This window comes from Dactylosporangium sp. NPDC048998 (genome assembly GCF_043197855.1).
GTDB lineage: Bacteria > Actinomycetota > Actinomycetes > Mycobacteriales > Micromonosporaceae > Dactylosporangium.
In genome coordinates, this window is the sequence record NZ_JBICTV010000058.1 from 1 (window position 1) to 26,458 (window position 26,458).

Annotated in this window: 24 protein-coding genes and 1 pseudogene; 13 read left to right on the top strand and 12 right to left on the bottom strand. The window is 68.5% G+C overall.

The window, feature by feature from the left end; genetic code table 11:
* On the bottom strand, positions 1 to 302 hold a 302-nt coding region (locus ACGFI8_RS45895; protein WP_392814906.1), incomplete at its 3' end, for a helix-turn-helix domain-containing protein.
* Between the two features lie 233 nt (positions 303 to 535).
* On the opposite strand from ACGFI8_RS45895, the gene ACGFI8_RS45900 reads away from it, so the two are divergent.
* Entirely contained in the window at positions 536 to 1,252 is a 717-nt protein-coding gene (locus ACGFI8_RS45900; protein ID WP_392814909.1) for a methyltransferase domain-containing protein, read from the top strand.
* Between the two features lie 12 nt (positions 1,253 to 1,264).
* Here ACGFI8_RS45900 and ACGFI8_RS45905 read toward each other — a convergent pair whose 3' ends face one another.
* Positions 1,265 to 2,362, bottom strand: coding sequence for an XRE family transcriptional regulator (locus tag ACGFI8_RS45905; protein WP_392814912.1), 1,098 nt, complete (start codon positions 2,360 to 2,362; stop codon positions 1,265 to 1,267).
* A 26-nt stretch (positions 2,363 to 2,388) separates the two neighbouring features.
* On the bottom strand, positions 2,389 to 2,877 hold the full coding sequence (locus ACGFI8_RS45910; protein ID WP_392814914.1) for a MarR family winged helix-turn-helix transcriptional regulator: 489 nt from the start codon (positions 2,875 to 2,877) through the stop codon (positions 2,389 to 2,391).
* 55 nt (positions 2,878 to 2,932) lie between these two features.
* On the opposite strand from ACGFI8_RS45910, the gene ACGFI8_RS45915 reads away from it, so the two are divergent.
* The 5 genes from ACGFI8_RS45915 to ACGFI8_RS45935 all read left to right on the top strand — a co-directional run bounded on the left by ACGFI8_RS45915 (position 2,933) and on the right by ACGFI8_RS45935 (position 8,999).
* Complete coding sequence (locus ACGFI8_RS45915) at positions 2,933 to 3,823, top strand: EamA family transporter (RefSeq protein WP_392814917.1); 891 nt, start codon at positions 2,933 to 2,935, stop codon at positions 3,821 to 3,823.
* 11 nt (positions 3,824 to 3,834) lie between these two features.
* Positions 3,835 to 5,040 (top strand): glycoside hydrolase family 16 protein, encoded by a 1,206-nt coding sequence (locus tag ACGFI8_RS45920; RefSeq protein WP_392814920.1) that lies wholly within the window; start codon positions 3,835 to 3,837, stop codon positions 5,038 to 5,040.
* 256 nt (positions 5,041 to 5,296) lie between these two features.
* Positions 5,297 to 6,250, top strand: coding sequence for an ABC transporter permease (locus ACGFI8_RS45925; RefSeq protein WP_392814922.1), 954 nt, complete (start codon positions 5,297 to 5,299; stop codon positions 6,248 to 6,250).
* A gap of 9 nt (positions 6,251 to 6,259) precedes the next feature.
* A complete protein-coding gene (locus tag ACGFI8_RS45930; protein ID WP_392814925.1) occupies positions 6,260 to 7,225 on the top strand; it encodes an ABC transporter permease in 966 nt (321 codons plus the stop codon).
* A gap of 25 nt (positions 7,226 to 7,250) precedes the next feature.
* Positions 7,251 to 8,999 carry an ABC transporter substrate-binding protein gene (locus ACGFI8_RS45935; RefSeq protein WP_392814928.1) on the top strand — a complete coding sequence of 583 codons (1,749 nt, stop codon included), beginning with the start codon at positions 7,251 to 7,253 and terminating at the stop codon, positions 8,997 to 8,999.
* On the opposite strand, the gene ACGFI8_RS45940 is transcribed toward ACGFI8_RS45935, so the two are convergent.
* On the bottom strand, positions 8,989 to 10,242 hold the full coding sequence (locus ACGFI8_RS45940) for an RNA-guided endonuclease InsQ/TnpB family protein (RefSeq protein ID WP_392814931.1): 1,254 nt from the start codon (positions 10,240 to 10,242) through the stop codon (positions 8,989 to 8,991). The genes ACGFI8_RS45935 and ACGFI8_RS45940 overlap by 11 nt on opposite strands.
* 155 nt (positions 10,243 to 10,397) lie before the next feature.
* Between ACGFI8_RS45940 and ACGFI8_RS45945 the strand changes: the two genes are divergently transcribed.
* The 3 genes from ACGFI8_RS45945 (at position 10,398) to ACGFI8_RS45955 (ending at position 13,217) form a co-directional block, all read left to right on the top strand.
* Entirely contained in the window at positions 10,398 to 11,231 is an 834-nt protein-coding gene (locus ACGFI8_RS45945; protein ID WP_392814933.1) for a serine hydrolase, read from the top strand.
* Positions 11,228 to 12,322: a mandelate racemase/muconate lactonizing enzyme family protein gene (locus ACGFI8_RS45950; RefSeq protein WP_392814936.1), complete on the top strand. Its 1,095-nt coding sequence runs from the start codon at positions 11,228 to 11,230 to the stop codon at positions 12,320 to 12,322. Before ACGFI8_RS45945 ends, ACGFI8_RS45950 begins: the two co-directional genes overlap by 4 nt.
* An 85-nt stretch (positions 12,323 to 12,407) precedes the next feature.
* A complete protein-coding gene (locus ACGFI8_RS45955; RefSeq protein ID WP_392814937.1) occupies positions 12,408 to 13,217 on the top strand; it encodes an NlpC/P60 family protein in 810 nt (269 codons plus the stop codon).
* 16 nt (positions 13,218 to 13,233) lie between these two features.
* On the opposite strand, the gene ACGFI8_RS45960 is transcribed toward ACGFI8_RS45955, so the two are convergent.
* The 8 genes from ACGFI8_RS45960 to ACGFI8_RS45995 all read right to left on the bottom strand — a co-directional run bounded on the left by ACGFI8_RS45960 (position 13,234) and on the right by ACGFI8_RS45995 (position 22,236).
* Positions 13,234 to 14,091 carry an amidohydrolase family protein gene (locus ACGFI8_RS45960; protein ID WP_392814940.1) on the bottom strand — a complete coding sequence of 286 codons (858 nt, stop codon included), beginning with the start codon at positions 14,089 to 14,091 and terminating at the stop codon, positions 13,234 to 13,236.
* Between the two features lie 222 nt (positions 14,092 to 14,313).
* Entirely contained in the window at positions 14,314 to 15,582 is a 1,269-nt protein-coding gene (locus ACGFI8_RS45965) for an alpha-L-fucosidase (protein ID WP_392814942.1), read from the bottom strand.
* Between the two features lie 284 nt (positions 15,583 to 15,866).
* Positions 15,867 to 16,001, bottom strand: coding sequence for a hypothetical protein (locus tag ACGFI8_RS45970; protein ID WP_392814943.1), 135 nt, complete (start codon positions 15,999 to 16,001; stop codon positions 15,867 to 15,869).
* 19 nt (positions 16,002 to 16,020) lie between these two features.
* The gene (locus ACGFI8_RS45975) at positions 16,021 to 17,223 is read right to left on the bottom strand and encodes a mandelate racemase/muconate lactonizing enzyme family protein (RefSeq protein ID WP_392814946.1); all 1,203 of its coding nucleotides are present in this window, start codon (positions 17,221 to 17,223) and stop codon (positions 16,021 to 16,023) included.
* A gap of 347 nt (positions 17,224 to 17,570) precedes the next feature.
* On the bottom strand, positions 17,571 to 18,179 hold the full coding sequence (locus ACGFI8_RS45980) for a carbohydrate ABC transporter permease (protein WP_392814948.1): 609 nt from the start codon (positions 18,177 to 18,179) through the stop codon (positions 17,571 to 17,573).
* Positions 18,180 to 18,405: 226 nt separating this feature from the next.
* Complete coding sequence (locus ACGFI8_RS45985; protein ID WP_392814950.1) at positions 18,406 to 19,215, bottom strand: carbohydrate ABC transporter permease; 810 nt, start codon at positions 19,213 to 19,215, stop codon at positions 18,406 to 18,408.
* A 130-nt stretch (positions 19,216 to 19,345) separates the two neighbouring features.
* Positions 19,346 to 20,674 (bottom strand): ABC transporter substrate-binding protein, encoded by a 1,329-nt coding sequence (locus ACGFI8_RS45990; RefSeq protein WP_392814964.1) that lies wholly within the window; start codon positions 20,672 to 20,674, stop codon positions 19,346 to 19,348.
* 257 nt (positions 20,675 to 20,931) lie between these two features.
* On the bottom strand, positions 20,932 to 22,236 hold the full coding sequence (locus ACGFI8_RS45995; protein WP_392814953.1) for an alpha-L-fucosidase: 1,305 nt from the start codon (positions 22,234 to 22,236) through the stop codon (positions 20,932 to 20,934).
* Between the two features lie 537 nt (positions 22,237 to 22,773).
* Between ACGFI8_RS45995 and ACGFI8_RS46000 the strand changes: the two genes are divergently transcribed.
* From ACGFI8_RS46000 to ACGFI8_RS46015, 4 genes and pseudogenes are all read left to right on the top strand, one after another.
* Positions 22,774 to 24,294, top strand: a complete 1,521-nt coding sequence (locus tag ACGFI8_RS46000; protein WP_392814955.1) for a UxaA family hydrolase — start codon at positions 22,774 to 22,776, stop codon at positions 24,292 to 24,294.
* Positions 24,295 to 24,364: 70 nt separating this feature from the next.
* Positions 24,365 to 25,126 (top strand): SDR family NAD(P)-dependent oxidoreductase, encoded by a 762-nt coding sequence (locus tag ACGFI8_RS46005; RefSeq protein WP_392814958.1) that lies wholly within the window; start codon positions 24,365 to 24,367, stop codon positions 25,124 to 25,126.
* A 59-nt stretch (positions 25,127 to 25,185) separates the two neighbouring features.
* Entirely contained in the window at positions 25,186 to 25,923 is a 738-nt protein-coding gene (locus tag ACGFI8_RS46010; protein ID WP_392814961.1) for an SDR family NAD(P)-dependent oxidoreductase, read from the top strand.
* 246 nt (positions 25,924 to 26,169) lie between these two features.
* Positions 26,170 to 26,458 (top strand): annotated as a pseudogene (locus tag ACGFI8_RS46015) (hypothetical protein); the annotation flags it as partial.

Genomic DNA, 26,458 nt, shown 5'->3' on the forward strand with positions numbered 1-26,458 from the left:
CGGGCACGGCCGGCGAAGAAGTTCACGAACCCCGCCTGCAGATGCCGCAACGCCTGCTGCAACGGCACCGACGAGACCTCGTTGAGGAACGCCAGCTCCTCGGTCTGCTTCCACGCGGTCAGCATCGCCGAGGTCGCGTTGTAGCCGACCCGCTCCCGCCGCAGCGCCCACGCCTCGCTGCGGGCCGCGAGGGCCAGGTTGTAGACCTTCCGGACACACCCGAACGTCCGCGCCAGCTCAGCGGCCTGCGCGTCGGTCGGGTAGCAGCGGAACTTGAACGCCCGCTTCACCGTCCTGGACATGTCACACATCTTGGCCGCTCTATTTGTGAACCTTGCGGTGACACGCCGGTAGACGCCGATCCGCCATGACGGCGAATCAGCTTTCCCCGTCCTGCTCCGCAGGGGTTCCGTTTCCTCCCCCGCCTGAAGGCGGGGGTCTCCACGGAAGGAATCCGATGACGCGCACCGCAGTGTCGGATTGACGATCCGGAACCGGACAACCACGCCGGGGCGCGCTGCACGAAACTGGCTGGATGGCCGACGATGCCCCGGGAAACGCATTCATCGACCTGAGTCGCACGGGCGCCGACCCCGAACTCCAGCGGGTGCGCGAGGTGGCCTTCGCCGCGCTGCGCCTCGCCCCCGGCCAGCGGATCCTCGACGCGGGCACCGGCGCGGGTGAGGCGGCCCGCCTGCTGGCCGCCCGGCTGGGCGGCACGGGCGAGGTGGTGGCCGTGGATCACCGCCGCGGCGACGTCATCGCGCTGGACTTTCCCGGCGCGTACTTCGACGCCGTGCGCTGCGAGCGCGTGCTGCAGCATCTGGCCGACCCGGACGCCGCCGTCGCCGAGCTGGCCCGGGTGACCCGCCCCGGCGGCCGGGTGTGCCTGGTCGACACGGACTGGGAGTCGGTGGCCGTCGACGGGCTGCCGCGGGGGCTCGTCGCGGCCGTGCGCGGGCACCTGCTCGCCACGGTGGTGCGCCGTCACCTGGACATGGGCCGGACGCTGCGCCGCCGCCTGGTCCGCGCGGGCCTGCGGGAGGTGACGGCGGTCCCGGTGGCGCTGTACTTCGCGGACCCGATCTCGGCCGCGACGGTGCTGCCGATGGTCAACCCGATGATCCCGCCGGCAGCCGGCCTGATCCCGCCGGAGCTGCGCGAGGACTGGTTCGGCGCGCTGAGCGAGGCCGGCGAGCGCGGCGACTTCCTCGCCACGCTGACGATGTGGGTCGCGACGGCGACCGCCTGACGCGGGGCGCGCTCACCCCAGGATGACCGAGCGGTGGTGCCACGCCGCGGCCAGCAGGCCCGCGCCGGCGGCCTGCATCCGCTCCCGCGCCACCAGCCGCGCGACCTCGGCCTCCGTGAACGGCCGGCCGGCCAGCACCCGGCCCTCGTCGTTCTCGGTCACGACCCGGCCGAAGAGCGCGTCGAACACGGCGGCGTCGAAGACCAGGACCGCGAGCAGGTCGGTGGCGTACGTGAGCGGGTCCACGCCGAGCCCGACGCACCAGGCCCGGATCCCGCCGCCGGACAGATGGGCGAGGAAGTCCCGGGCGAACGGCCACGCGGCGTAGTCGATCCCGCGGTCGCCGTTGTCGTACTCCTCCGCCCGGCCGCCCAGCTCCTCGGCGTACTCGCGGGCGAGGAAGCGCGTGAGCGAGAAGTCGTTGTCGCGGTTCCACGCGCCCTCGCCGGAGGCCTGGAACACGCCAGACGGCACGACCTGGAACAGCCCGCCCGCGTGCCCGACCTTCTCGGGATCGCGCCAGTGCAGGAAGAACTCGGCGTCCCCCCTCGAGGCGTCGCGCCGCAGCGTCAGGGCGCTCACCGCCACGTTGACCGGCCGGGCGGACAGGTCGCAGGGATCGGCGATGCGGTCGCGGATCCGCCCCGGATCCTCGCCGCGGTGGCGGGCCGCGAACGCGTGCGCGGCGGCCTCGCCGGTGTCGACGCCGTCGAAGTACCGGCCGAGGCCGAAGCCGAGCCGGCCCGGCGCGGTGGTCAGATCCGCGCCGGTCAGCCGGTAGGTCTCGCGGTTGTCGAACACCCGCGGCGCGGCCAGCTCCCGGTAGGCGTCCGAGTAGTCGCGGTACCGCTCGCCGGCCGGCAGCACCGCCCCGTACTCCCGGCTGGTGGGCCGCGCGTCGGGGTGCGCGTCAGGGTGCGCGTCGAGGGTCAGCTCGATCGTGTCGAGCGGGATCGGGCCTGCCGGCACGAACGACGGCCGCGTCAGCAGCGGCGTGCCGAAGAACCGCCGGTCATCGCCGTAGTCGCCGGCCGCCGCCACGCCGAGCTCGAACCGGTTGCGCTCCAGGAACCGGCGCGTCCGCAGCCACTGCGTCTCCGTCACGCTCACGGACACACACTAAATCGGGGAGCGGGTCACTGGGGCTCGGCCGCGGCCAGGAGGTCGCGCAGCAGGGACGACAGGCGGCGGCGGGCGGCCTCCGGGAGGCGCTCGAGGACCTCGCGCTGCGCGTCGAGGCCGGCCACCACCGCCTCGTCGGCGAGCTCGCGGCCGTGCGCGGTCAGGGTGATGACCAGGCCGCGGCGGTCGTCGGGGTCCGGGGAGCGGGTCACCAGGCCGGCGCGCTCCAGGCGGTCCAGCCGGCCCGTCATCCCGCCGGTGGTGAGCATCAGCGACGCGCTGAGCGACTTCGGGGAGAGCTGGAACGGCTCCCCCGCGCGGCGTAGGGCCGCCAGCACGTCGAACTCGCCGCGGTTGACGCCCAGCTCGGAATACAGCTTCTCCTGGCGGTCCCCGACCATCCGGGCCAGGCGGTAGATCCGGCCGAACACAGCCATCGCCTCGGTCCGCAGCTCCGGGCGCTCCCGCGCCCACTGCGCCACGATCCGGTCGACGTCGTCCACGCCTCATCCTAACACTCGCTTGCCAGCAAGTAGCTTACTGCTAAGCTACTTAGTCATGAGGAACCTTACGGCGATCGCCCCCGTGCTGTGGGGGACCACGTACCTGGTGACCACCGAGCTGCTGCCGCCCGACCGGCCGCTGCTGGCCGGGACGCTGCGCGCGCTGCCCGCCGGGCTGCTGCTCGTCGCCGCCGCCCGGGCGCTGCCCCGCGGGGCCTGGTGGTGGCGCGCCGCGGTCCTCGGCACGCTCAACATCGGGCTGTTCTTCGCCCTGCTGTTCGTGGCGGCGTACCGGCTGCCCGGCGGGGTGGCCGCCGTGCTCGGGGCGCTCGGTCCCTTCGTCGTCGCCGGGCTCGCGTTCGGGCTGTTCAAGCAGCGGCCCGCGGCGCGCGTGCTCGGTGCCGGGGTCGCCGGGCTGGCCGGGGTCGCCCTGCTCGTGCTGCGCTCGGCCACCGCCCTGGACCCGATCGGGCTCGCCGCCGCGGCCGGCGGAATGCTGTCGATGTCGCTGGGCACCGTGCTCGGGGGGCGCTGGGGCGTGCCCGAGGGCTTTGCCGAGCGGCGCACCGCCCTGCTCGCGCTGACCGGCTGGCAGCTCACCGTCGGCGGGCTGCTGCTCGCCCCCGCCGCGCTGCTCGCCGAGGGGCCGCCGCCGGCCCTGGACTGGGCCAACGCGGCCGGGTTCACCTACCTCTCCCTGGTCGGCACCGCCGGGGCGTACTTGCTGTGGTTCCGCGGCGTCACCACGCTGCCGCCGGCCCAGGTGACGCTGCTCGGGCTGCTCAGCCCCGTCGTGGCCGCGGCGCTGGGCTGGCTGGCGCTGGGCCAGGCGCTGTCGGCGGGCCAGCTCGCCGGGGCCGCCCTGGTCCTCGCCGCGGTGGTCGTGGGCGCGGGCGGCACCAAGGTCGGCAAGCCGACACTGCTGAAGGCCGCCACCGCGCCGTAGCGTTGGTCCACATGCTGTCGCTGAGCCCCCGCACGCGCCGGGCCGGGTTCGCCGCGCTCGCCGTCGCGGCCCTGGCCGGCCTGGCGGTCATGGCGACGCCGGACGACCCGGCCCGGCAGGGGCGCACCCTGACCCGCACCTCGTCGGCCCAGATCACCGCCGGCATCGGCTGGACGCACCGCTGGACCGCGGGGCCCGACGCCGTCACCGACGTGGCCGGCAACCGGTGGGACGCCGACGCCGCCGTCGTGCAGGGCGGCGCCGCGCCGAGGCCGGCGGCCGCGGGCAACGCGGCGCCCTACCGCTACGCCCGCGCCGGCACCCCCGCCTTCGCGCTGCCGGTGCCGGACGCCGGCACCTACGCGGTCGTGCTCTCCCTCGCCGCCCCCGAGCGCGGAGGGGCGCCCGAGGCCGAGGTGACGGTGGCGCTGGACGACGGCACCGCGCAGACCGTGCGGCTGGCCGCCACCGGCGCCGGCCGGGTCCGGCACGCGGTCGTGCTCGTGCCGGTCACCGGCGACGTCGCCCGCTTCGCGGTCACCGGCTCCGCGCACCTGGCCGGGGTCAGTGCGGTCACCGTCACGATGGCGCGCACCGGCACCGACCCGCTGCGGGCCGAGCTCGACGAGGGCTTCGACGGGCCGGCCGGCACGGCACTGCTGCCGGGCTGGCGGCACGAGACGGGTGGCGGGGGCTGGGGCAACGGCGAGCTGCAGGAGTACACCGACCGGCCGGAGACCGGCGCCCTCACCGGCGACGGGCGGCTGGCCATCGCGGCGCGCTCGGACGACGGGAGGTACACCTCGGCCCGGATCCGGACCGCGTTCGAGGCCCGCTACGGGCGGATCGAGAGCGTGCTGCAGGTGCCGTCCGGCCGAGGCCTGCTGCCGGCGTTCTGGATGCTCGGCGCCGATGTCGACCGGGCCGGCTGGCCGCAGGCCGGCGAGGTCGACCTGATGGAGTCGCTCGGCGTCGCCGAGCCCGGCGTGGTGCACGGCACCGTCCACGGCCCCGACGGCTCCGCCCGCGGTTGGGAGCGCAGCTTCACCGCCCGCCCGGCCGGGGGACCCGACCGGGGCATGCACCGGTACGGCCTGGAGTGGTGGCCCGGCGTCCTGCAGTGGTCGGTCGACGGCGTGGTGCAGGCGACCGTGCGCCAGGAGGACCTCGGCGCCAGGCAGCAGTGGGTGTTCGACCGCCCGCGTTCCTGCTCCTGAACGTCGCCGTCGGCGGGCGCTGGCCCGGCACGCCGCCGCCCTCGACGACGTTCCCGCAGGCGATGTACGTCGATTCGGTGCGCTGGTGGCGCTGACCCCGCCCGCTTCGTAACAAAGCAACCTCGGTCGATATGAAGTCGTTACCGGTCTTCACGCAGCCATCTGTCGCGCTGTAGCTTATTTTCGTAGCCAAGTTACGGTACGGCGGATAGCTACATAGACGGTCGGCGGTGCGCGACCCTGGGGAGGGGGAGGCATGAGCGTCACACCCCTCGATGCCGCGACGAGCACCCGCTCCCCCGGGCGGATGGCCTGGATACGGCTGCGGCGGGACCGCACCGCGCTGGCCAGCGGGGCCGTGTCCGCGCTGCTGATCGCGGTCGCGCTCGCCGCGCCGCTGATCGGGGCCGCCTGCGGGATCGACCCGCAGGACGACTTCAAGGACGACCTCGACCGCTTCGGTATGCCCTACGGCATCGCCGGCGGCGTCACCGGCGAGCACTGGTTCGGCCTCGAGCCCGGCCAGGGGCGCGACCTGTTCATCCAGATGGTGTACGGCATGCGCACCTCCCTCGGCATCGCCTTCGCCGCGGCGCTGCTGACCACCGCGGTCGGGGTGCTCCTCGGCATCGTCGCCGGATACCTCGGCGGCTGGGTCGACGCGGTCCTCAACTGGATCACCGACGTGACGCTGGCGCTGCCGTTCCTCATCTTCACCCTCGCCGTGATCCGGCCCTTGGAGCTGCACTTCTACGGGCCGCGCGAGGCGGTGCCGGGCTGGTTCCGGGTCGTGGTGCTCATCTCGCTGTTCACCGCGTTCGGCTGGACCACCACCGCCCGGCTGGTCCGCGGGCAGGTGCTCTCGCTGCGCGAGCGCGAGTTCGTCGAGGCGGCCCGGGCCAGCGGCGCGCGGCTGGCCCGCATCCTGCTCCGGGAGCTGCTGCCCAACCTCGGCGCGCCGATCCTGGTGGCGTTCTCGCTGTCGATCCCGGCGTACATCACCGGCGAGGCGGCGCTGTCCTTCCTCGGCATCGGCATGCTCGAGCCGACGCCGGACTTCGGGCGCACGATCTACCGCAGCCTGAACTATCTGCAGACCGACCCGGCGTACGTGCTGTTCCCCGGCGTCACCATCTTCGCGCTCGTGCTGGCCTTCAACCTCTTCGGCGACGCGCTGCGCGACGCGCTCGACCCGAAGTCGCTGCGGTAGGGGCGGGCCGTGGCCACCTTTCTGCTGCGCCGCGTGCTGCTGGGCGCGCTGACCCTGTTCGCGGTCAGCGTCCTGACGTTCCTGATGTTCTTCGCGCTGCCGCGCGACCCGGCCAGCGCGATGTGCCCGAAGAACTGCGACGCGCAGCGGCTGGAGCGGGTGCGCGACGAGCTCGGGCTCAACGATCCCAAGCCGGTGCAGTACCTGCGGTACATGGGGGGCGTGTTCGCCGGGCGGGAGGGGTGCCCGGCGCCCTGCCTGGGGTACTCCTACGTCAACAACGAGCCGGTGAGCGAGACGTTCGGGCGGGTCATCCCGGTGACGCTGAGCATCGTGGTCCCGGCGGCCGCGCTGTGGCTCGCGCTGGGCATCGGGCTCGGCATGCTCTCGGCGCTGCGCCGCGGCACGGTGTTCGACCGGCTGGCGATCGGCTTCTCGCTCTCCGGCGCCTCCATGCAGCTGTACTTCGTGGGCGGCGTCCTGCTGCTGGTGTTCGTCTACACGCTGAAGGTGCTGCCGTACCCGCGCTACACCCCGCTGCTGGACGACCCGCTCGCCTGGGCGACCGCGCTGGTGCTGCCCTGGTGCGCCCTGGCGTTTCTGTTCTCCGCGGTGTACGCCCGGCTGGCCCGCGCCCAGATGCTGGAGACGATGTCGGAGGACTTCGTCCGCACCGCGATGGCGAAGGGCCTGCCGCAGCGGACCGTGGTGCGCAAGCACGTGCTGCGCGCCGCCATCACGCCCCTGGTCACCGCGGCCGGCCTGGACGTCGGCACCGCGCTGGGCGGCACCGTGATCACCGAGACCACGTTCGGCTTCCGCGGGCTCGGCCGGACCGCCATCGACGCCGTCCGCGACGGCGACCTGCCGACGATCATGGCGACGGTACTGCTGGCCGCGGCGTTCATCGTCGTCGCGAACATCGTCGTCGACGCGCTCTACACCACGATCGATCCGCGAATCCGGTTGCGATGACCGGTCCGTGCCCGGGGAGGACGACATGGGAAGCAGACCACTCACCGCCGTCGCGCTGCTGACGCTCGTCGCGGCGCTCGGTGCCTGCACCAACAACAAGAAGGGCGAGGACGAGCCGGGCGTGGACACCAACCGGCAGGCGTCGGGCGCGATCGCCACCGACCCGAAGGACTCCACGGGCCCGGCGCCCGAGGTGCCCGGCGCGGCCAAGGGCGGCACGGTCACCGTCATCCGGCAGACGAAGATCTCCCACCTCGACCCGCAGCGCGTCTACAGCTTCGTCGGGCTCAACGCCTCGCAGCTGTACGCCCGGCGCCTCACCACGTTCAAGGACGACGGCCAGGGCCACGTGACGCTCGTCGGCGACCTCGCCACCACGCCCGGCACCGACGTGAACAAGGACTGCAAGACGTGGCAGTTCACCGTGAAGGACGGGGTGAAGTTCGAGGACGGCACGCGGATCACGGCCACGGACATCGCGTACGGCATCGCCCGCTCCTTCGACCTGTCGCTGACCGGCGGGCCGACGTACATCCAGGAGTGGCTGGCCGGCACGCCCCAGTTCGACACCAAGTTCGACTTCAAGAACAACAAGACGGCGCTGCCGCCGGGGCTGAGCGTCCCTGACGACAAGACCCTCCGGCTGAGCTTCGCCAAGCCGCACTGCGACCTGCCCTTCGCCGCGTCCCTGCCGGCGACCGCGCCCGTGCCGGCCGCGAAGGACACCGGGACCCAGTACGACAGCAAGCCGGTTGCGTCCGGGCCGTACAAGATCACCAAGAACGAGGCGGGCACCCAGATCACGATGGAGCGCAACACCGCCTGGGACCCGGTCACCGACGCGGTGCGCCACCAGTACCCGGACTCGTTCGTCTGGTCGTTCGGGCCCGACCCGGTGACGCAGACCAACCGGATCATCGCCGACGGCGGCGCCGACCAGACCGCGGTGTCCTGGAACGGCGTCGACCCGTCGCTGGTGTCGAAGGTCGTCGGCGACGCCTCGCTCAAGGACCGCATCATCCAGGCCCCGACGCCGCAGCACTTCACGCTCACCATCAACAACCAGCGGGTCACCGACCTCAAGGTCCGCCAGGCCCTCAACTACGCCATCGACCGCGACGGCCTCATCAAGACCCTCGGCGGCGCCACGTTCGCGGCGCCGGTCACCACGCTGATGCCACCCGCGACGATCGGCTGGAAGAACTACGACGCCTACCCGGCCGGCCGCAGCGGCGACCCGGACAAGGCCAAGCAGCTGCTCGGCGGCGCGACCAAGGAGCTCGTGCTCGCGTTCCCCGACGACGCCACCAACCAGGCCGTCAGCACGCACCTGAAGGGCAACCTGGAGAAGGCGGGCTTCAAAATCACCCTGAAGGCCATCCCGGCCGACTCCTTCCTCGACGAGACGAAGAAGCAGGACAATCCCTGGGACATGTACATCGGATCCTGGGGCGCGGACTGGCCCAGCGGTGCGGCCATCCTGCCGGTGCTCTACGACGGACGGGCGATCAAGGACGACGGCAGCAACAACGGCGCGTCGTACCTCAACGCCCCGGCACTCAACGCCGAGTTCGACCGCATCCTCGCGCTGCCGACCGAGCAGCAGGGCACCGAGTGGGCGAAGCTGGACGAGAAGATCATGCGGGACTACGCGCCGGTAGTGCCCTTGTACGTCCAGGTGATGTTCACGTTGCGAGGCTCGAAGGTGGACGGCGTGTTCGTCGACAGCATCTTCGGCAGTCCGGCGTTCGTCAACGCGTACGTCAAGCACTGACCGGACAGAGGACCGCTTGACATCCTCCCCTCCCTAAAGGGGAGGGGATTCCCTGGGTCACCCCAGGGGTTTCCTGCTTCACCGCCGATTGCCCCGTCCGGGAGGATTCCCGTTGAGGTCTTACACCAGCTCCACAGGCAGACACCGCCAGCCCGGCGGCCAAAATGTTGCGTGCCGCGTTCACGTCACGGTCGTGGACGGTGCCGCACCGGCACGTCCACTTCCGAACGGTGAGCGGCATCTGTTCGGCCAGCGCGCCGCAGGCCGAGCACAGTTTGGAGGACGGGTACCAGCGGTCGACCGCGATCACCTCACGGCCGTACCAGGTGGCCTTGTACTCCAGCATGGTCCGGAACTGCCGCCACGCCGCGTCCGAGATGGCGCGGGCCAGGGTGTGGTTGCGGACCATGTTGCGGACGGTCAGGTCCTCGATCACGATCGTTTGATTTTCACGAACGAGCCGAGTGCTCAGCTTGTGCAGGTGGTCGCGGCGCCGGTCGGCGATCCGGGCATGGACGCGGGCGACCCTGACCCGGGCCTTCGCCCGGTTGCTGGAGTCCTTCTCCTTGCGGGCCAGGTTCCGTTGCGCGCGGGCCAGCCGTGCCCGGTCGGCGCGCTCGTGCCGCGGGTTGGGAATCTTCTCCCCGGTGGACAGGGTGAGCAGACTGTCCAGCCCGGCATCGACCCCGACAGCGGTGTCCACTGCCGGGGCGTCGGGGATCACGTCGTCGCAGAGCAGGGACACGAACCAGCGCCCGGCCGCGTCCTGCGACACGGTCACCGTCGACGGCGACGCACCCTCCGGCAGCGGCCGGGACCACACGATGTCCAGCGGCCCGGCCATCTTCGCCAAGATGAGCCTGCCGCCACGGAACCGGAACGCGCTGGTGGTGTACTCCGCCGACCGCCGGGACTTCTTCTTCGACTTGAAGCTCGGGTACCGGGCCCGGCCGGCGAAAAAGTTCGCAAACCCGGACTGCAGGTGCCGCAGGGCTTGCTGCAACGGCACGGAGGAGACATCGTTGAGGAACGCCAGTTCCTCGGTCCTCTTCCACGCGGTCAGCATCGCCGACGTGGCGTTGTAGTTGACCCGCTCCCGCCGCAACGTCCACGCCTCGGTACGGGCGGCCAATGCCAGGTTGTAGACCTTCCGGACACACCCGAACGTCCGCGCCAGCTCAGCGGCCTGCGCGCCGGTCGGGTAGCAGCGGTACTTGAACGCCCGCTTCACCGTCCTGGACACGCCACACATCTTGGCCGTTCTATTTGTGAACCTTGCGGTGACACGCCGGTGGACGCCGATCCGCCCTGGCGGCGAATCAGCTATCTCTGTCCTGCTCCGCAGGGGTTCCGTTTCCTCCCCCGCCTGAAGGCGGGGGTCTCCACGGAAGGAATCCGATGACGCAGTGGGAACCGCTCGACGCCGCGCTCGACGCGGCGTCGAGCGCCGTGTCCGTGTGGATCGGCCGCCCCGGTGAGCCGCCGTGGTACACCCGCGAGCCGGAGCGCCCGCACGGCGCCGCGAGCACGATGAAGGTGGCCGTGCTCGCGGCGCTCTACCGCGCGGCCGAGGCCGGCGCGCTCGACCTCGACGCGCCGGTGCCGGTCGTCGACGAGTTCGACTCCGCGCTCGGCGACGGCTCGCGCTTCGCGAACGACCGCGACTACGACGACGAGGACGAGGTCTGGCGGCACCTCGGCGGCACGGCGCCGGCCCGCTGGCTGGCCCGCCGGATGATCGTGCGCTCCGGCAACCTCGCCACCAACCTGCTGCTGACCCTGGTCGGGCTGCCGGCCGTCGCCGAGGTGTGGCGGCTGGCTGGCGCGACGCACAGCGTGACGGCCCGCGGCATCGAGGACTACGCGGCGCGCAACGCCGGGCGCGACAACGTGGTCACCGCGGCCGACCTCGCCGCGCTGCTGAGCGCCCTGCACCGCGGCACGGTCGCGGGCCCCGGCGCCTGCGCCGAGATGATCGACCTGCTCGCCGCCCAGGAGTGGCGCCAGGACCTCGCCGCCGGCCTGCCCGACGGGGTGCGGATCGCGCACAAGAACGGCTGGATGACGGGGGTACGGCACAGCGCCGGCCTCGTCTACCCGCACGACGCCCCGCCGTACGTGGTGGCCGTCTGCACGACCGCCCGCGGCGTCCCGCCCGGCGACTACGACGACAGCGCGTGCCGGCTCATCGCGGACGTTTCGGCCGCCGCCTGGGCGGAGCGAAACCGATGACGATCGCCGAGGTCCGCGCGCACGCGGTCAGCGTGCCGCTGCACACGCCGTTCGTCACCGCGCTGCGCACCGCCACCACCGTGGAGAGCCTGCTCGTCGAGGTCGTCGACGCCGACGGCCACTCCGGTTTCGGTGAGGCGCCGCAGGTCTGGAAGGTCACCGGCGACTCCGTCGCCGGCGCGCGGGCGTGCGTCGAGCAGATCCTCGGCCCGCTGCTGGCCGGGCGGGACGCCGACGACGTCGCGGGCGGCGCTCGTGCCGTGCACGCCGCCGTGGCCGGCAATACCGCGGCGCGGGCCGCCGTCGACGTCGCGCTGCACGACCTCGCCGCGCGCCGCCTCGGCGTACCGCTCGTGCGGCTGCTCGGCGGCACCCGGCTGCGCGTGCCGACCGACGTCACGCTGCCCGCCGGCGACGCCGACACGCTGGGCGCGGCGGCGCGCGACCGGGTCTGCGAGGGCTTCCGGGTGCTCAAGGTCAAGGTCGGCAAGGCCGGGGACGGCGAGCGCGACGCGGCCGCCGCCGACGTGCGGCGCGTCGGGCGGATCCGGGCCGAGGTAGGCCCGGACGTGCGGATCCGGCTGGACGCCAACCAGGGCTGGACGCCGCGTGAGGCGGTGCGCGCGATCCGCGGCATGCAGGACGCGGGCCTCGACGTCGAGCTGGTCGAGCAGCCGGTGCCGAGGCACGACCTCGACGGGCTGGCCTGGGTCAGCGACCGGGTCGACGTGCCGATCCTCGCCGACGAGGCCGTGTTCGGCATACGCGAGCTGGTCGAGGTCATCCGGCGGCGGGCCGCCGACATGGTCAACGTCAAGCTGGCCAAGTGCGGCGGGATCGGCCCGGCCCGCACCCTGCTCGACCTGGCCGCCGCGCACGACGTCGGCACGATGGTCGGCTCCATGATGGAGACCCAGGTCGGCGTGGGCGCCGCGGCCAGCCTCGTGTCCGCGTACGGCACGACGGTCGTCTCCGACCTCGACGCCGCCTGGTGGCTGGCGTCCTCGCCGGTGACCGGCGGGATCCGTTACGAGGGCGCCGAGGTGCTGCTGCCCGACGCGCCCGGCCTCGGCGTGGGGCTGGCCCAATGAGCGGTACGGAGCGAAGCGAAGTGGCCGCTCATCGGAGACGCAGGTGCAGCTCGTGCCGCTGCCGGAGCGAAGCGGAGGTGACGGCATGAGCCTCGTGAAGGTGGTCCGGGTCGCGGTGGCGACCGTGTGGTCGGACCCGGACGCGCGGACGGCCGACACCGTCGTCACGCAGCTGCTGCTGGGCGACCCGGTCGTCGTCGACGAGGTGCGCGGCGACTGGGCGCGCGTGGTCGCGACCGGCCAGCCGGCGCCCTCGCTCGACCCGCGCGGCTACCCCGGCTGGCTGCCGACCGGCCAGCTCACCGACGCGTCCACAATGGACGACGGTCCCTCGTCCGTTGTGGACGCCCTGGCGACCGGTCTGCGCGCCGCGCCCGGCGGTGCGGTCGTGGTGCCCGGCGTCACGCTCGGCACGCGGCTCGCCCCGGCCGGCCCGCCAGTGGGCGGCTGGCTGCCGGTGCGGGTGGCGGGCCATCCCGACCCGTTCTGGGTGCCGGACGCGGACGTCCGGCCCGTCCCTGCCGGCCCGCCGTCCGGCGAGCAGGCCCTGGAGGTGGCGCGCCGGCTGCTCGGCGTGCCGTACGTTTGGGGCGGCCTGACGCCGGCCGGGATCGACTGCTCCGGCCTGGTACACCTGGCCTGGCGCCGCCTCGGGGTGCGCCTGCCCCGCGACGCGCACGAGCAGGCCGAGGCGACCGAGCCGCTGCCACCGGGCCGGGAACGCCCCGGCGACCTCTACTTCTTCGCCCGCCCCGGCCACCGCATCCACCACGTCGGCTTCGTCGCGGACTCCGGCCGCATGCTGCACGCCTGCGGCGACGCGCGCGGCGTCGTCGAGGAGGGGCCCACGCCGGGCCGGGTAGCCACCCAGTCCGGCGCGCGGCGCGTCTCCTGACGGCGTCACCAGACCGCTATCTCTGGTCGTCGCCGATGCCGTAGGCGCGTTCCGCGTTGCCGCCGAAGACCTGCTCGAGCTCGCTCGGGTTCATCGCGGGCAGGGCGGCGGTGAGGCCCGCCAGCACGTCCTCGTATGAGCCGGCGAGCAGGCAGACGGGCCAGTCCGAGCCGAACAGGAGGCGTTGCGGCGTGAACCATTCCACGACCCGCCCGACGAACGGGCGCAGGTCGTCGGGCGTCCACGACGCCCAGTCGGCCTCGGTGACCATGCCGGACAGCTTGACCGACACGTTCGGCTCGGCGGCGAGCGCCGGCATGCCCAGCATCCAGGGGTCGTCCCGGCCCGCCGCGATGCGCGGCTTCGCGATGTGATCAAGCACGTACCGCAGCTCCGGGAAGCGTCTGACCGCGTCGGTCGCCGCCGGAATCTCCCGGGCCCGGATCAGCAGGTCGTACGTGAGACCCCGGCGCTGCACGGCGGCCAGGCCGCGCCGGACATCGTCGCGCCGCAGCCAGTCCGGGTCCGGGTCGTCGTGGACCTGATGGCGTACGCCGACCAGCCAGCGGCCGGACGGTCCGTCGAGCAGCTCGTCGAGATCGTCGCCGACGGACGGGGAAGTCAGGTCAACCCAGCCCACCACCCCGCGCACAGCGTCCGTATCCGCCGCCAGCTGCAGAAACTCGCGGGTCTCGGCGAGACTGGACAGCGTCTGAACGAGGATCGTCGCGTCGATGCGCGCGGCACGCAGACTGGGCAGGAGATCATCCGGACCGAACGGGCGGCGCACGGGATCCATGGCGTCGCCCGCCATCCAGGGATAGGTGTACCTGGCGGGGTCCCAGAAGTGCTGGTGAGCATCGATGCGTTTCACGGTGCCTCCTCAATCCGGACAGTCAAATTCGAGCTCGTTCGAGCGTCCGCGGCAACATCGGAACGTTGCGCCGCGGCCGCTCGAGCTGTGCTGCCGGGAGCCGCGTCGTCTAGACGAGCAGGTCGAACTCCGGCCGGCCGTGGGATGATCAATGGGACGTTCATGAGGTCCGACCTCCAACCGCTTTCGTCCGAGCCAGGTCAGGAATGGCCGAAGGATGCATCAGTTTGCGTCCTTGAGAAGCTCGATGGCGATGACGTCGATCAGCGCTCCGGTCGGCCCCGGAAAGTCGATGAATAGCTCGCCGGTCACGTCGACGTCGTTCTCGTCCGACTCATGGATTTCGAGGTTGACCGTATATTTGAGAGAGTCCTCTGTTCCGAGCAGCTTGACGTCAGCGATCCTGCGAACCGGGAGACCTCTCACTACCGCCTTGCCAATCGGAATCATGACGAGATGCAGATAAATCCAGTTCTGCCTCGTCGTGATCGGCCCGTGGAACTGGATATCCTTGGAAGCTGGCCGCGTACCGTAAATACTTTCGCCATGCGTTGCCAGCCATGCCCCAAGTGACTTGACTCTCGATACCTCACCGGCAGGGAACGTACCGTCATCCTTGATTGCAAGCCCGAGCAGCAAGTTTCCGCCCCGACTTACCGTTTCAGCGAGGTACTCTGCAAGCTGACGCGGTGGCTTGAAATCCGTGTCGTCTGGACGCCAGGCCCAGCTTTCACCAATACTCAAGCACATCTCCCAGGGCGAATCGGGCGGCGTGGCCGGCATTCCCTGCTCGGGAGTTGCGTAATCCCCTTGGCCGAGAAGACGGTCGTTGATCACCACGTTTGGCTGGAGTGACTTGACGAGATCCCGAATCTCCTTCGGGCGCCATTCCTCTTCGGTTCGCTCCCATTCGCCGTCGAACCAGATGAGGTCAATTTGGCCATAGCCAGTCAGTAGCTCGCGAAGCTGAGCTTTCACGTAATCGATGTACCTCGCCCACGCTTCGGGCGCAGACCGACGATTGTTATGGATCGAGTACGGGCGATCCTCATCCGTGAATGACGGGTAGTCGGGGTGATGCCAATCCGAAAGCGAATAGTAGAGCCCGACCCGGACACCCTCTTTGCGCAGAGCGTCAAAGATCTCTCGCGTGATGTCGGCTTGATACGGCGAATGTTCGATCGAGTACTCGCTCTGTTTCGTGTGGAACATCGAGTAGCCGGCGTGGTGCCGTGCCGTAAAGATGAGATACCGAACGCCGGAATTGCGCGCCAATCTCGCAAGTTGCGAAGCATCCCATCTTTGCGGGTTGAAGGTTGCCGCAGTGGCGTGGTACTGGGCTGCGGTAATCTGCGCTTCGGCGTGCTCGCGCCCGGGAATGATCGATCTATCCACCAGGGGCCACGAGATCTCAATCCCTTGCTGGCTCGTGTGATCCCAGTGGACGAAGAGTCCGAGCGCGGCTTCTTCAAACCAGGGCGCGATGGCCACGACTTCTCCTTTGCGACGAAACAGACTGCACTTCTACTAGCTAGTGCCGCCGGACCGGAAAGTTACCGGCATGCCGAGGCGACGGGTCGCGGCGAGCACTGCGGCGACTTCTTCAATCCCGGCTGGCGCTACCACAGCCTGCGGAGTGAGGAGGTAATGCGAGGCGTCGTGTGCGGACGCCAGCCGGTCCGTGGCACGTGCTTGAACACTGTCGGTCGCGGCTCGTAGCACGGCGAGCAGTTCGTCGTTCGGCGCAGGGAGAAGTATCCGACGTGCGAGACATCTCAGCGGCCCGTCATGATTCCGTCGACGCCGTCGGCAAGCGGATCGAGGGCAAGGCAGTATTGCGTCGCCGGCCCGAAGTACGTCGGTGTGCGTGCGAGCTCCGCTTCGAGTGCGGCTGTGACTGAACGGTTCATGTTTCGAATCGAAAGGTGCTCACGAGGTGAAGATGCCACCCACTCCGCGTATCTGCCACCGGGACCGCGCGACGGGATCGATCGCAGTCGACGCACCTGGAAGCTGAGGACGTTTCAGGTACCCTTCGCTCACGATGCTTCGCTCGACGAACGCATCCCGAGTCCATGGGATGTACTCGATCAAGGGCGAGACTTCCGACAGCACGGTTCCTACCAGGTGCTGATGGACCTGCATCATGTCGCCCGCGTGGGGGGCGACGCGAAGCCCTCTTGCCGCTGCATGTGCCGCGACCTGAAGCCATTCGGTGACCCCACCTACTCGGGTCGCGTCGACCTGAACGACTCTGAAGGCATCCGCCTCAATGAAGCTGGTGAATTGCTGATATGAGTAGATGCTCTCGCCGGCCGCGATGTCTAGGATCGTCGACCTCTGCAGGCGTGCGTGGCCTGTGAGGTCGTCCGCGTGGAGGGGTTCTTCCACCCAATCCATGCGAGCCTCCTCGAGGATCGGCATGATCCGACTCGCCGTCGCGAGGTCCCACCGCTGATTGGCATCGCACATCAGCGTCACCTTATCCCCGATGGCTCGACGAACGGCCCGTACGCGATCGGCGTCTTCGTTCCAGTCGCTCTTACCCACCTTGATCTTCACCCGTCGCCATCCGTCGTCGACGAGTGAGAGTAGATCTCTCGCAAGGTCCGATTCGCTGAGGTTCAGCCATCCACCATCGGTGTTATAGGCCTCGATATCGGATGCGATACCGCCGAGCAACCGCCACAGCGGCGTCTCCGCGCGCTGAGCGGCGAGGTCCCAGAGCGCGATGTCGACCATGGCCAACGCCATATGCATCACACCAGCGCGACCCATCCAGTGCGTCGGAAGCCAATAGAGCCGCTTCCATGTCCCATGAATGTCTTCGGAGGACGCGCCCAGGAGCGACGGGCCGTAATACTTGCCGATCACATCCGCCAGCAGCTCGGGAGCGCAATGGACGCCCGATATGCCAGTACCTACCCGACCATCCGCCGTCCGGATCTCGACGACCGGCACCGTCCAATGAGACATCGCCGCCGTTGCATCAGCGATCGGCCTGGCGAGGGGGACAGCGAGAGCGTAGGTTTCGATCGAAACAATCACGGCGCCGTCATTGCCCCTGTCGATGTCGCCGGTCTCAGGCGAGAGAACTCCTCTCGCACTACCGAGCACACTCTCAACCGTCATACAAATCTCCTAACTCGTGCAAGCCCATTCGCTCACGGGAGAGCGGAGCGGTCAAACCACGACTTGCGAATAGTCGAAATCCGCTTCGAAGATCTCGTGAAGGCGCTCAGCGCTCACACCGGCATCAGCAAGTCCGGGGTGTCACGGATCTGTGCCAATCTCGATGAGGGCGTCGCGGGTGTTCCGGACCACACTCGCGGAGACCACCTACCCGAATGGGGAGGGCGCCGACTGCCGCTCCCTCAGTAGGCGCCGCATCGCCATGCTGATTGCAGAGACCGAGGAGGCGACCATCCCCGAACTGACCGCGAGATACGAGACAGCTGACCCGGCCGCTAAGGCGCCACTCAGCGGCCGGCGAGTGCACCCCCGATCCCGCCCACACTGAAATAACGGTTGAAGACCGCGAAGACGATTACCGGCGGAAGCAGCATGATCACGGCCAACGCCATGACCGGTCCCCAATCGACCTGGATCTGTTGGAAGAACGTCTGTACGCCGATCGGAAGGGTGTAGTTGGTGTTGGACCGGATAAAGACGAGAGCGATGAGGTAGTCATTCCAAACCAGCATGAAGGCGAAGATCGCGGTCGACAGAACCCCAGGCAGAGAATTTCTGAGGACCACTCTAAAGAAGCTGCCGATTACCGAAGCGCCGTCAATCCAAGCAGCCTCCTCGAGGCTAACCGGGATCGTGTCGAAATACGCCGTCAGCATCCAGCACCCAACAGCGATCGCTTGCGCAACATAGATAATAGTGATCCCGAACAGGTTATCGACCAGGCCTACGCCGCTGAAGAGGATGAAGAGCGGGATCACGAAGATCACAACAGGCAGGCTCTGGATAACGAATATGGAAAGCGAGAAGCTTGCCGTGGTCCGCCCTCGGCCGCGCGATAGGACGTAGCCAGCAGGCGCGGCGACAACGATCACAATCAGTGTTGAAAGCAGGGCCACCCAAAGACTGTTGACCATCCAAAGGCCGATCTGAGTCTGGGTTAGGACACGGCTCCAGCTGGCGAGGGTTGGCCCGGAGATTCCGCTTCCGAGCGGGGCTCGAAACGAGAGTACCAAGACCACAAATATCGGCGACAGCATGGTGGCCGTGATGAGAGTGAGAACTAGCGTCCTGCGAATGCCCACGAGAACGTCTCGGCGCTTGCGGGGCGCCTCCTGAATCTGACTACTCAACGCGTGAACCTCGGATCTTGCGGAACAACACCAGCGAAACCACGACGAGCACCGCAGTGGCAATGAACGCGACAGCCACCCCGTAGCCAGGCTGGAAGTCCCGGAACACGGATTGATATGCGAGGACGATGAGTGAAGTGGTTGCGTTCACTGGTCCCCCACCCGTCAGCAGGTAGATGGTTGGAAAGTCGTTGATGGTGAACATTGCCATCAGCACCCACGTAATGTACGTGGACCTCGCAGTCAATGGCAGCGTCATGTAGCGCAGTCGATTCCATCGCGTCGCTCCATCGATTGCTGCTGCCTCATACACCGTTTCGTCCACCCCTTCCAGCGCAGAGGTGGCCATCATCATTGTGAATGGATAGCTGACCCAGATCTTGAAAAGACAAACCGTGACCGCCGCAAGCACGGGGTCGGCGAGAAATAGCACCTCACCGAACCCGAGCTCACGAGCGATTGTCGGCAGCAGACTGTCCTGTCCCGTTGTGAGCCAATTCCAACTCATCGATGTGACCACGATTGGGACGATCCATGGAAGAAGCAGTAGGACGCGGAAGAGACTGCGACCTGGGAACTTTGGTCGAAGCAATAGCGCAAGGCCATATCCGACCACCCAGCTACCGAACACGCCGCACACCGCGAAGACGAGCGTGAAGCGAGCTGCCGCCCAAAATGCCGGGTCACTTAGGACCTGACTGAAGTTCTGGAGACCGACAAATGGGCCGGTTTCAACTAAGCTGCCACCGTGCAACGACTGCGAGGCCGCAAAGATCACGGGGTAGGCGTTGACGATCAACATCAATACCAAGGCTGGCGCAGCGAATCCAACGAGCGTAATTCGTCGCCGGGTCCCTGTTTTCATGCCTGGTCTACCTGACCGTATTGCGGTTAGGTCTTCTCGCGACGAAGTCTCAATGGCAGTCACGTTGCTACCCCTTGGCCTTGGCCTTGGCCAGTTCCTTTTCGAGACCAGCCTGGAGGTCTTTGAGCATCTTGTTCGACGGCGTGGTTCCCTGAACAATCTGGCCGACAAACGTTGTCGTCGCTGAGCCGCCGTCCACTGCCACGAGGCCGCCGAACGGCACGGAAGCCTTTGCCGCGATCGTCTTGCCGATCGGCTGCCACTCCTTGACCGACTTCACCAGGTTTGCATTGTTTTGGACGATCGGGAGGTCGATGATGCTCTTCTTCACGGGCAGGTCTCCGACGAGACCCATCTCCCAATACTTGTGAATCTGCGACAGATAGTAGGCCGTGAACTCCTCGGACGACTTCTGCGATGGTGTCGTCTTGAACATCCAGATCGGGTTTACCCAGTACGCGGTTGCCTTGTCGCCATGCGGTCCCGCGATCGGGCTCGCAACCACGGCATCGGTGGCAGCGTCTCCCGTCAGCCGGCTGTTCATGCTTACCTGGTCCCAGCCCATCGCGACGTGCCCCGACTGCCAGTCCGCTGCGAGATTGTCCGGCGTGTAGCTGGCAGCGCGCGGGTCGATGATTCCCTTGCGGACGAGTTCGTTCATGAAGTCGAGCGTTTCGATGTTCCGGTCAGTGACGCAGTCCGGGGTTCCGTCCTCGGCGAAGAACCCTCCGCCGTTGTTGAACATCAGCGCGAACACTACGTGCGCGTCCGTCGCTGCTGCGCTGGCAGCCATGCCCAGGCCGACGGCGCCGATCTTCTTCAGAGCAGTGCCCGCAGCGATGAAGCTGTCCCAGTCAGTGGGAACCTCAGCCCCGGCCTTCTCAAGAATCGACTTCCGATACCAGAGCACACGGAGGTCCATCGCCCACGGAACAGCCGCATAGCCATTCTTGGTCTTCATACCCTCGAGGACACCGGGCAGGAAGTCATTCTCGCCGCGCTTGTTGAGCAGATCCACCAGATCGTCGGCTGGTGCACCGATTCCCTGCTCAAGGAAGAGGTAGGGAAGGAACGCTGCGCCGTCACTCACCGCAGGGGTGGTCTTGGACGCCGCCGCGGACATGAACGTCTGATACCAGTTGGTCCACGGAACCGACTGGTAGTTCACGCCTCCGAGTCCGGCCGCCGGCTTGTAACTCGAAGTGATCGACTTAGCCGCATCCGTAAACGGCTGGCCTCCCCACTGCATGTTCCAGAACTTGATCGGCGCGCCGCTCTTACTGGAGGCGCCACCTCCACTTGAACATGCGGCGAGGGCCATGGCCGCCGCAGCGGCTACACCCCCACCGAGGACGGCGCGCCGGGACATAGGGGCACGAAAACTCGAATCATCCATCACACAAAATCCTTCCAGGATTTCGCCAAAGTCACGTTTTGTCCGTTTTCTGGTTAGGTGATGCCGACTGTCGCGCGTCAGAATCTTTGGCGCAGGGGTTTTGTGGCCCTGAGAAATCCCCTGCGGCTCATATTGATCAAGCCGGTCGCACGCTTGCCCACGACTGTGTCCTTGCCTGCGGGGTGTTGGCCGCGAACGACGACCGACTTTGTGGCCTGCCGGTCGAGGTCTCGGCTGTGGGGTTGGTCGTCGTCGTGCTAGGCGACGCGCAGGCGAACCGTGGTGACGAGGGCTTCCCGGCGTTCCGCAGGCACGGTGATCCGGACGGTGTCGCCGTCGCCGCGAATTTCGCTGTTCACCGGCTCGCCGTCGGTCAGCAGCACGGTGTCGATCGTCTTCGCGTGCTGGCCATCCGGCAGGTCGACGAAGAACGACGTCGGAGCGTCGCCGTTGAGGAGGTGGACGTAGTGAGTGTGGCCATCGGTGCTGACGGTGGTGGCGAATGCGTCGCGCAACTGCTCCCTGCCGTCCACGTCCGCCACTTGCAGTGTGCCGGCGCGGGTGCCGTAGATGCCCTCGCCGTTGCGGCGCAACCACTCCCCTATCTGATGTAGGTTCTGCACGGCTGGGCGAGGGAACGTGCCCTGGGGTGTCGGCCCGACGTTGAGCAGAAAGTTGGCGCCGAGCCCGGCTCCCCGCACCAGCATGGTGAGGAGCTCGCGCACGTCGCGGTAATGGTGATCATCTTTGTGGAAGCCATAGGCGATCTTCGAAACCGTCTGGCAGGTCTCCCGTGCCGTAAGGACCGGCGCCGTAACGTTGATGACGTTGCTGTTCTGCCCTGGCAGGTCGCCCTCGAATCCCTGCACGTCCTCGCCCGCAGCGGGTGCCGAGTGGTGGTTGTGCATGATCACAGCGTCGGGCTGCAGTCGGTGGATCATCTCGTACATGCCTGGGAAGTCGAAGTCGCCGCTCGGTCCAAACCAGTTCTTGAAGCGGTGCGTCGCCCATTCCGCCGGCCAGTACCCGTCGATCCAGTACTCGGCTATATCGCCGTACCGGGTGGACAGTTCCTCGACCTGGCCATGGAGGAAACCGACGTAGTCTTGCCACGCAAGCCCGCTCCGCTCGCGCAGCGCCGCGCGGTAGGCGGGGTGGTGCCAGTCGAGGAGCGAGACGTAGAACCCGAGTCGGACACCGTGGCGATCGCATGCTTCGCGCAACTCGGCCATAGGATCGCGGCCGAATGGCGTGTTCGTTACCTTGTAGTCGGTCAGTGCAGTGTCATACATCGAGAATCCGTCATGGTGACGTGAGGTGATCGTGATGAACCGCTGCCCGGAGTCGGCGGCCACCCTCACCCATGCATCCGCGTCGAACTGCTCACCGCGGAACTGCTTCATCAGTCCTTCGTATTCGTCGATCGAGTAACGGTCGTGGAACATCGACCATTCGTGGGCACCCACGATCGAGTACAAGCCCCAGTGAATGAACATTCCGAAGCGATCGTCTTGGTAGCGGCTCAGACCGGCAGCCGAAGCTTGGAGCGGTTGATTCGACAACGGTGGGGTCCTTCCAAGATGGAGCACCGGAGGCCGCGAACCGCGGACCTAGCACGGTACCTGGCTGACGAGTGCGGAAAAGCAACCGGCGATGGCGGCAAACGTTACGAGTGCAATGCCGGGCGAGTCAACGATCTGCACCGCACGCGTTCCGAATCTGTGTCATCCGGATCGCGGATAGTTGCAGACCGGACCGGACCGGCACAGGACGCCGGTCCGTCGGCGGGGCACCTGCTCGGCCAGCTAGCGGCCGGCCAGCTGTCGCGCTCGGGGCGCCGCCCCTAGTTTGTTAGGACTGGAAACGAACAAACCCAACGGCGTGCGCTGCACCGCGAAATACGGATGATGCCGTTCTGTTAGTCACGCTTCGCCGGGCGAAGACCGACGATTTATGGTCGGTCGCATGAAACTCCCGCTTCAAATCGCCGCATCCGGGCTCGGTCGACTTCAAGACGACCAGTTCGGCATTTTTGTGCATTGGCGGCGCGGCGATAGCCCAGTCTCGACGGTCCGGCTGGAGCTTCCATGACGGCAGCCATGCCAACCGACGTCGTTGAGCCGCTGGTACCGATGCCGGGGGTGGACGACGTCGGGCTGGTCGTCAGCGATGTCAGCCAAGGAAAACCCGTCCGAACCGCCGTCGGCGTGGTCACCGCGATCGACGACATCCCGGCCAGCCACAAGGTTGCCGTCCGCGCCGTCGCCGCGGGCGCACCGGTGCACAAATACGGCGAGGTGATCGGCATAGCTCGGCAGGACATCCCGCCGGGTGCCCATGTACACCTGCACAACCTCGGAGTCGGCCAGCACACCGCGAGCGGCGCGCCCGTCCATAGCGCATCGCCGGCATGGAGCCCGCCGGCCGCGCCGACACGGGACCATTTCCTGGGCTACCGCCGCCCCGACGGTCGGGCGGCGACACGCAACTACATCGCCGTGCTGCCGACCGTCAACTGCTCGGCGACAGTGGCCCGCATGGTCGCGCAGACCGCCAACCTCACGCATGCCGGTGTCCCCGGACTGGACGGCGTGATCGCGCTGACGCACGACCTAGGCTGCGGCATGGCCGAGGGTACCGCCGGCGACGACATCCTGCGGCGCACGCTGCGCGGGTACGCCGGGCACGCGAACATCGCCGCGGTGCTGACCATCAGCCTCGGCTGCGAGGTCAACCAGCCCGAGAACGTCTTCGGCGGGCACGTCCCCGCCGACACGCTGGGCATCCAGGAACTGGGCGGGACGGCCGCCACCGTCAACGCCGCACTCGACCGTGTCGCGGAGCTGGTCGCCGGCGTCGCGACCCTGCGGCGCGAGCCCATCCCGGTCGCCGAACTGGTGCTGGGGCTGCAATGCGGGGGTAGCGACGCGTACTCGGGCCTGACCGCCAACCCGACGCTCGGCGTGGCGTCCGACCTCCTGGTCGCGGCCGGCGGCCGGGTCATCCTCGGCGAGACTCCCGAGATCTACGGGGCCGAGCACCTGCTGCGCAACCGAGCCGCGACACCCGAGGTCGGCCGGCGCATCGACGAGCTGATCGTCTGGTGGCAGCAGTACACAACGCGCAACGACGCAGAACTCGATAGCAACCCGTCCAAGGGCAATAAGGCCGGCGGCATCACAACGATCTGGGAGAAGTCGCTGGGCGCGGTCCTCAAGGCCGGCACCAGTCCCCTCAACGACGTCGTCGCCTACGCCGAACCGGTCACCGCGGCAGGGCTGACCTTCATGGACACCCCCGGCTACGACCCGGTGTCGGCGACGGGCATGGTGGCCGGCGGGGCGAACCTGCTGGCGTTCACCACCGGGCGCGGCTCGGTGTTCGGGTCCCGCCCCACGCCGTGCTTCAAGATCAGCACGACCTCCCGGCTGTTCGAGCGCATGCGCGGCGACATGGATTTCGACGCCGGCCCCGCGATGTCGCGGGACGAACAGATCCGCTATGGAACCCTCATGTTCGAAGCCCTGGTGGACATGGCTTCCGGTACACCGAGCAAGTCCGAGACGCTCGGCTTCGGCACTGAGGAGATCGTGCCGTGGCGGATGGGAGCCGTCGTATGAGCGCCAACGCCCCGCCCGCGCTTCCCGGGCCACCGCCGAACCAGTTCCGCTCAGCACGAGAGGTCACGCGATGAGATTCAGCGACAAGGTCGCCGTGGTCACCGGCGCCAATTCCGGCATCGGCCGGGCTACTGCGACACGCCTGCTGGCCGAGGGGGCCACCGTCTACGCCGTCGACGTGCACCACACCGACCCGTGGCAGGACCCGGGCGCCGGGCGCCTGCGTCTGATCGACCTCGACGTCGCCGACCCCACCACCCCTGAGCGGCTCGTGGCCCAGCTGCGCGATGACGACCAGCGCGTCGACGTGCTGGCCAACGTCGCAGGCATCCTGCACATCGCTCCCTTCCTGCAGGTGAACCGCGACGACTGGGACCGCGTGCTCGCGGTGAACCTGACCGGCGTGTTTTTCCTGAGCCAGGCCGTCGCCCGCATCATGGTCGACAACCAGACTGCGGGGCGCATCGTCAACGTCTCGTCGGTCCACGCCGTGGTCTCCGAGCCGAACGCGGCGCCCTACACGGCGACCAAGGGCGGCCTGGAGGCCATGACCCGCACAATGGCTTCCGAGCTCGCGCCCTACGGCATCACCGCGAACTGCGTGCGCCCCGGCGCCACCAGGACCGGGATGAGCGAGCCCATCTACACCCCGCAGATCGTCCGATCACTGCAGGCGAAGATTCCGCTGGGCACGATCGCGCCGCCGGAGTGGGTGGCCTCGGCCATCTGCTACCTCGCCTCCGACGAGGCCTGCTACACCACCGGCGCCTGTCTCGACGTCGACGGCGGATACGCCATGGACGGCTCGCTGCCCGGGACGGCGTACTCGTGACGCCTTGGGCGGGCCGGCCGGGCGAAGCAGCGCCGGGCCGGCCTTGGCGAGCCGTCGCCGTGGTGACCGGAGCCGCCTCCGGCATCGGCCGCGCCACCGCCGTGCACATGGCCCGCGACGGCTACGAGGTCGCCATGATGGACCTCGACGCCGCCGGCCTGACCGAGACACGTGCCCAGATCCAGAGCATCGGCGGAAAGGCGCACCAGTTCGCGATGGACTTGTGCGACCCGCTCGCGGTCGGTTCGGTCACCCGAGAGATCGCGGTGACCATCGGGGCCCCGGAGGTACTGGTGAATGTCGCCGGCTTCGGCGTGGCCGCGACCGTGCTGGAAACCAGCGACGAGGACTGGAGCCGTGTCCTGGCGGTGAACCTCACTGGCCCCTTCCTCACGACACGGGCGACGCTGCCGTTGATGCTCGATCGAGGCAGCGGAGTGATTGTCAACATCGCCTCGGTGGGCGGCCTGGTGGGGCTCGCCCGCCGAGCCGCGTACTGCGCTTCCAAGGCCGGCCTGATCGGACTCACCAGGGCGATCGCCGTGGACCACGCCCGGGATGGCATCCGCAGTGTGGCGATCTGCCCCGGTACCGTGGAAACCGAATGGATCGGAAAGATCCTCGCCAACGCCCCGGATCCGGCCGCCGCCCGCGACGCGATGGCGACCCGGCAGCTCGACGGGCGCATGGGAACGCCGGACGAGATTGCCGCCATTGTTTCCTTCGTCGCCGGCCCGAACGGCCGGTTCATCAACGGAGCGGCCCTCGTCATCGACGGCGGGATGACTGCGGCGTGAGCACCGCGGGCATCGCCCGTGGTCTCAACGGAACCCTCTCCGGACTGTCGTTCAAGGGCAGCAGCTACACCATCACCAGCGGCCCCAACGGCCTGACCATCGCTTGACATTTCCGACAACACGCCGAGAAAGGCCAGCACCGCAATGTCGTCTGTTCGGGGATACGAAGCCGAACCATGTCACCCCATCACCGGAGTCGTAGGCACCGGATTTCGATCAGCGGTCGCCGGCCTCGCACCGGGGCTTGTGCTCGCCATCGACGGGCCGGCCGCCGTCGACTGGGACAGCGTCGCCGCCGAGACCGGCAATGCGCTGACCGCCCGGGGCCTCACGGTCAAGCAGATCGACATGCGCGAGCACCTGGCAGCATGGTCGGACATCCTCGAACTCACCGCGTCGGCCGCCCTGCACGACGACCCGGACTTCGCCCCCCTGTCACGGGCGAGCCTCGCCGACTTCTTCACCGACCTACCCGAGCCGGACGCCAACCCCGACGCCGTAACCGTCGTGACCGGACCAGGGGCGGCCCTGGTCG

Bases quoted from the DNA above. Each gene is read 5' to 3' on its own strand.
- ACGFI8_RS45900 (WP_392814909.1), top strand. From the start codon at position 536: ATGGCCGACGATGCCCCGGGAAACGCATTCATCGACCTGAGTCGCACG.
- ACGFI8_RS45915 (WP_392814917.1), top strand. From the start codon at position 2,933: ATGAGGAACCTTACGGCGATCGCCCCCGTGCTGTGGGGGACCACGTAC.
- ACGFI8_RS45920 (WP_392814920.1), top strand. From the start codon at position 3,835: ATGCTGTCGCTGAGCCCCCGCACGCGCCGGGCCGGGTTCGCCGCGCTC.
- ACGFI8_RS45925 (WP_392814922.1), top strand. From the start codon at position 5,297: ATGAGCGTCACACCCCTCGATGCCGCGACGAGCACCCGCTCCCCCGGG.
- ACGFI8_RS45935 (WP_392814928.1), top strand. From the start codon at position 7,251: ATGGGAAGCAGACCACTCACCGCCGTCGCGCTGCTGACGCTCGTCGCG.
- ACGFI8_RS45945 (WP_392814933.1), top strand. From the start codon at position 10,398: ATGACGCAGTGGGAACCGCTCGACGCCGCGCTCGACGCGGCGTCGAGC.
- ACGFI8_RS45950 (WP_392814936.1), top strand. From the start codon at position 11,228: ATGACGATCGCCGAGGTCCGCGCGCACGCGGTCAGCGTGCCGCTGCAC.
- ACGFI8_RS45955 (WP_392814937.1), top strand. From the start codon at position 12,408: ATGAGCCTCGTGAAGGTGGTCCGGGTCGCGGTGGCGACCGTGTGGTCG.
- ACGFI8_RS45970 (WP_392814943.1), bottom strand. From the start codon at position 16,001: ATGAACCGTTCAGTCACAGCCGCACTCGAAGCGGAGCTCGCACGCACA.
- ACGFI8_RS45975 (WP_392814946.1), bottom strand. From the start codon at position 17,223: ATGACGGTTGAGAGTGTGCTCGGTAGTGCGAGAGGAGTTCTCTCGCCT.
- ACGFI8_RS45985 (WP_392814950.1), bottom strand. From the start codon at position 19,215: ATGTTGATCGTCAACGCCTACCCCGTGATCTTTGCGGCCTCGCAGTCG.
- ACGFI8_RS45990 (WP_392814964.1), bottom strand. From the start codon at position 20,674: ATGGATGATTCGAGTTTTCGTGCCCCTATGTCCCGGCGCGCCGTCCTC.
- ACGFI8_RS46000 (WP_392814955.1), top strand. From the start codon at position 22,774: ATGCCAACCGACGTCGTTGAGCCGCTGGTACCGATGCCGGGGGTGGAC.
- ACGFI8_RS46005 (WP_392814958.1), top strand. From the start codon at position 24,365: ATGAGATTCAGCGACAAGGTCGCCGTGGTCACCGGCGCCAATTCCGGC.